Below are 3,950 nucleotides of genomic sequence, written 5' to 3'. Positions count from 1 at the left end.
TGGACACCGGCGGCCTGCAGTACGAGGCGACGGGGTTCGCGCGGGCGATGCACGACACCGGCCTGGTGTCGCCGTACCACGCGGAACTGCTCCGGTTCCTCCTGCGCGAGAGCGACTACCTCGTCGGCGAGGCGCTCGGGCTGTCCGACACCGGCCGGAACTGCCTGCTGCGCTACAGCCAACTGGTGCACCGGCTCATCGAGGTGGCCGTGCATCCACAGACCGCGCAATGCATCTACGGGCTGGCGCTGCTGCTCGACCGCGGCATCCTCTACGAGCCGCCGGTGGTGCCGTCGCTGTGGCGCCAGCTGGCGCTCGAGCTCTCCCCGGTCGCGCGGGAGCGGTTGACGACGGTTTTCGGCGAGGTGCCGGGGCCGCAGGCGCGACTGGTCGCGGGGGTGCTCTCGATGCTGGGCCAGCCGCTCGGCGTCGGTCAGGGCGACAACCCCACCTGCCAGTCGGCCCGCGCGCTGTCGATGTGGTCCTACAACGACCCGGACTACCTGCTGCAAATGGTGGTCTGGGCGGCCCGCGACGACGAGATCCTCATGCACTTCGAGGGTCAGCCGATCTCGTCGAAGGACAGCGCGACCGGAGTCGCGAGCACGCTGCCGATGGACCTGGACCCCGTGTCGCTGCTCGTGGTGCCCCACTTGGACCGGATCTACGCCGAGATGGGGCGGCGCTGCGCCACGCGGCCAGGGGACCCGCACCGGTGGGTCAACCCCGAGTTTCACGGCTGGTGGGCGGCCCGCGGGTTCCACATCAACGTCGACGTCGCGACCGGAAACCTGGTCGACCTCGACGAGTTCCTGCGGCAGTTCCACGCCAGCTACCACCCGTCCTACAACGGCGGGCAGCCGCTGATCCATCCGCAGCCGGCCGGCGTCGCCGTCACCGACAGCGCGGCCCGCTACGTCGGCTGGCACGCGATCACGATCCTGCGGACGGCGCCGGACCCACAGGACGTCATGCGGGTGTATTTCTTCAACCCGAACAACGACAGCGGCCAGGACTGGGGCGACGGCGTCGTCGTCTCCACCGCGGGCAACGGCGAGCGGTTCGGCGAGGCCTCACTGCCGTTCGACCAGTTCGCCTCGCGGCTCTACATCTTCCACGCCGACCCGCTCGAGCGCGGCGAACCGGAGCGGGTGCCCGCCGAAGACGTCGCGCGGATCATCGGCTACATCGAGCGCAGCTGGGGCAACGACCGGCTACCCGCGGGGACGCTGCAAGCCCTCGAAGGGCCCACGAGCCTGGGAGCCTGACCATGCATGTCCGGGCGCCGACGTCAGGGTGTTCCGCCTTGGCTCAGGCCGGCTGAGGGTGTCTTGCCGGATTGGGCCTGCTGGGTGCGGTCGGTGAGGACGGTGGCGAGATCCGTGGCCAGGCGGTGGTCGAAGGCGCCCTTCGCGGCACCGCGGATGTGGACCCAGGCCAGGTTGGCGCCGACGCGGAGTTGGACCACCTCTCCCGGTTCGCCCTTGAAGCCGATGGTGCCGAGACGGGCGTTGCTTCTGTCTCCCGTGTCGAGCTTCGGCTTCGAGGCCTTGGCGCCCAAGGATCTGCGGTGGACCTTCCACAGCACGTCGTACGCGGCTTGTGCGGCCTGCTCGTTCTTGTAGGCGATGAGTGAGAAGCCGGCCGTGACCTTCTTGTCGTCGCGAGTGAAGTTCGCCGTGCTGTAGAAGCGGGAGTCCTTGCAGGCCTTGTCCTTGCCCCGGCAGGCGGTTTCCCTCCCCCCGCCCTTGGTGGAGACGACTCCGGGCTCGCTGAGCGTTCTCCAGCCCGGCAGGGCTTCGCGGTCGGGCAGTGCCGCCTGCGCTTGCTTCCTGGACAGCGCTGTCGCCTGTCCGTCGGTGTTTCCGCAGGCTGTAAGCAGTAGGGCTATCGTCCCGCTCGCCGCGAGAGCGAGCCGTACGGGCCTTCCGGCTTTGCGTATGATCATGCCGCCTCCCCTCCCGGCGCCAAGCATAGAGCTGGGCCGTTTTCGGCCGTCACCGCCTGGACCCGGCGTTCGGGTCGCCGTCGACGGACCGGAGCTGGGGGCGTTTCGCGGTGCGGTTGTCGCCGGAGGACCGGCGGCGGAGACGGCGCATGAGCCAGGGGCCGAGGAATGCGGTCGCCCAGCGCAGTTCGGCGACTGCTGCTTGCCGGCCCGCGGGGATCGCTTGTGGTGGCAGGGGGAGCGTCCAGGCGTCGTCGCTTCCGGGCAGGCGGATGGCGTGGGCGACGGCTGCGGCGATCCGCTCGTGGCCGAGGGGGCTGGCGTGGAGGCGGTCCGCGCTCCACAGCCGAGGGTCGGTGGCGACGGCATGTTGGGCGGTTTCAGCGACGGCGACCCCGTGACGGGCCGCCGCAGCGCGGATGTGGGTGTTGAGGTCGAACACGCGGGACCTGATGGGCCGGGCGAGGGGCGCGATCTTCCCCACGTCGGGGAAGGTCATGGTGACCACGTGGGCCCCCGCTGCCGTGAGCCCGGCGAACATCTCTTCCAAGTGCCCGGCGACCTCCGCGGCGTTGAAGCGTGGCCGGAGCAGGTCGTTGACCCCGGCTACGACGCTGGCCAAATCGGGGCGCAGGGCCAGGGCGGGCTCCAGCTGTTCGGCGCGGACCTGGCCGGCGACACGTCCTCGTACGGCCAGATTGGCGTACCGAAGCCCGGAGTTGGCGACAGCGAGGTGCTCGGCGAACCGGTCGGCCCAGCCCCGTAGGCCGACGGCGTCGTCCCCGTCGCCCAGCCCTTCGGTCTGGCTGTCGCCCAGGGCGACGTAGCGGAGGTATGCACGGTGTTCACCGCTCGGCATGAGTCGCCTGCCTTTCCCGCAGGACGGCTGAGATCCGCACACACCAGTCCCGGTGGCCCTGCTCAAATGCCAGGCCGCGCAGGCACGTCAGGTACGGCCCGATCCGGTCACCCCGGCGCAGGAACTCCTCCTCGTCCGTATCGCCGCGCATCTGCCGCAGCAGCTTGCCGAGAAGCTCGATCTTGGCCTCGGCCGCGGACGCTCGCTCTTCGAGCTGTTCGATCACCGGCGCGGTGCCGATGCGGTCGGCGGCCTGGACCTTGACGAGCAGATCGTCGCGGATGAACGAGGGCTTCGACGGGGCCGCCGCGAACTTCTCCAGCTCGGCGCGACCGGCGTCGGTGACCCGGAACAGGCGTTTGTTGGGCCGGGCCTCCTGGACCACCTCCCGACCGGCGACCAGCCCTTCCTTCTCCAGCTTGGTCAGCTCGGCGTACAGCTGCTGGGGGAGGGCGTGCCAGAAGTTCGCGACGCCGACGTCGAACGCCTTCGCCAGCTGGTACCCGCTGTACTCGTCGTCCAGCAGCGCCGCCAGTACGGCATGTCGCAAGGCCATCGCAGCAGCCCCTTCCCTTTCCTCGTCCGCCACCGCATCATACTCATGAAAGTGATTAGTCACATTCTTGACTATGAGGAGAAGGAGGGGTCATGGAGACCGCTGAACGCTTCCGGGCCGCCGTGGAGAAGCGCGATCTCGCCGCACTGGACGACCTGTTCACCGAGGACATCCGCTTCTACAGCCCGGTGAAGTTCACCCCCTTTGCGGGCAAGCCCATGGTGCTGGGGCTCTTCGGCGTCCTGCTGCGCACCTTCGAGGACTTCCGCTACGTCGGACACTTCGAGGGCGCGGCCGAGACCAGCACCGCGACCGACGGCGAGGAAGCTCCGTCGGTGATCCTGCCCTTCCGGGCCACCGTGCACGGCAAGCAGATCCACGGCATCGACCTGCTCCAGTTCGACGAGACGGGCAGGATCAAGGAGTTCACGGTGATGGTCCGCCCCCAGTCCGCCGTGCACGCCCTGGGTGAGGCGGTACTTGCCGGCCTGGTCGCCGACGGGCTCGTTCCCGAGCCCGTCGATCGCTCGTAGGAAAAAGGCTCGCGAGCTTGGGCGCTCACGGACGAACATGAACGCATGAGTGAC

Annotated in this window: 4 protein-coding genes and 1 pseudogene; 2 read left to right on the top strand and 3 right to left on the bottom strand. The window is 69.3% G+C overall.

All coding sequences use genetic code 11. The features are described 5' to 3' along the window. Positions 1–1,268, top strand: a pseudogene (locus ACRDP3_RS23055) (hypothetical protein); the annotation flags it as partial. Between the two features lie 23 nt (positions 1,269–1,291). Here the strand turns inward: ACRDP3_RS23055 and ACRDP3_RS23050 are convergent. From ACRDP3_RS23050 to ACRDP3_RS23040, 3 genes are read right to left on the bottom strand one after another with little or no spacing between them, the layout of a single operon-like run. Continuing rightward, positions 1,292–1,948 carry a hypothetical protein gene (locus tag ACRDP3_RS23050; RefSeq protein WP_431518910.1) on the bottom strand — a complete coding sequence of 219 codons (657 nt, stop codon included), beginning with the start codon at positions 1,946–1,948 and terminating at the stop codon, positions 1,292–1,294. A gap of 49 nt (positions 1,949–1,997) precedes the next feature. Beyond that, entirely contained in the window at positions 1,998–2,807 is an 810-nt protein-coding gene (locus tag ACRDP3_RS23045; protein WP_431518909.1) for an SGNH/GDSL hydrolase family protein, read from the bottom strand. Continuing rightward, the gene (locus ACRDP3_RS23040; protein WP_431518908.1) at positions 2,794–3,363 is read right to left on the bottom strand and encodes a PadR family transcriptional regulator; all 570 of its coding nucleotides are present in this window, start codon (positions 3,361–3,363) and stop codon (positions 2,794–2,796) included. The genes ACRDP3_RS23045 and ACRDP3_RS23040 overlap by 14 nt, the downstream gene beginning before the upstream one ends. Before the next feature lie 92 nt (positions 3,364–3,455). Here ACRDP3_RS23040 and ACRDP3_RS23035 point away from each other — a divergent pair, with 92 nt between their 5' ends. Further along, a complete protein-coding gene (locus ACRDP3_RS23035) occupies positions 3,456–3,896 on the top strand; it encodes a nuclear transport factor 2 family protein (RefSeq protein ID WP_431518907.1) in 441 nt (146 codons plus the stop codon). Positions 3,897–3,950: the final 54 nt, after the last annotated feature.

Source organism: Streptomyces sp., assembly GCF_050698815.1.
GTDB lineage: Bacteria > Actinomycetota > Actinomycetes > Streptomycetales > Streptomycetaceae > Streptomyces.
The sequence above is the reverse complement of the archived record's forward strand: the minus strand, read 5'-3'. Positions and strand labels throughout refer to the sequence as shown.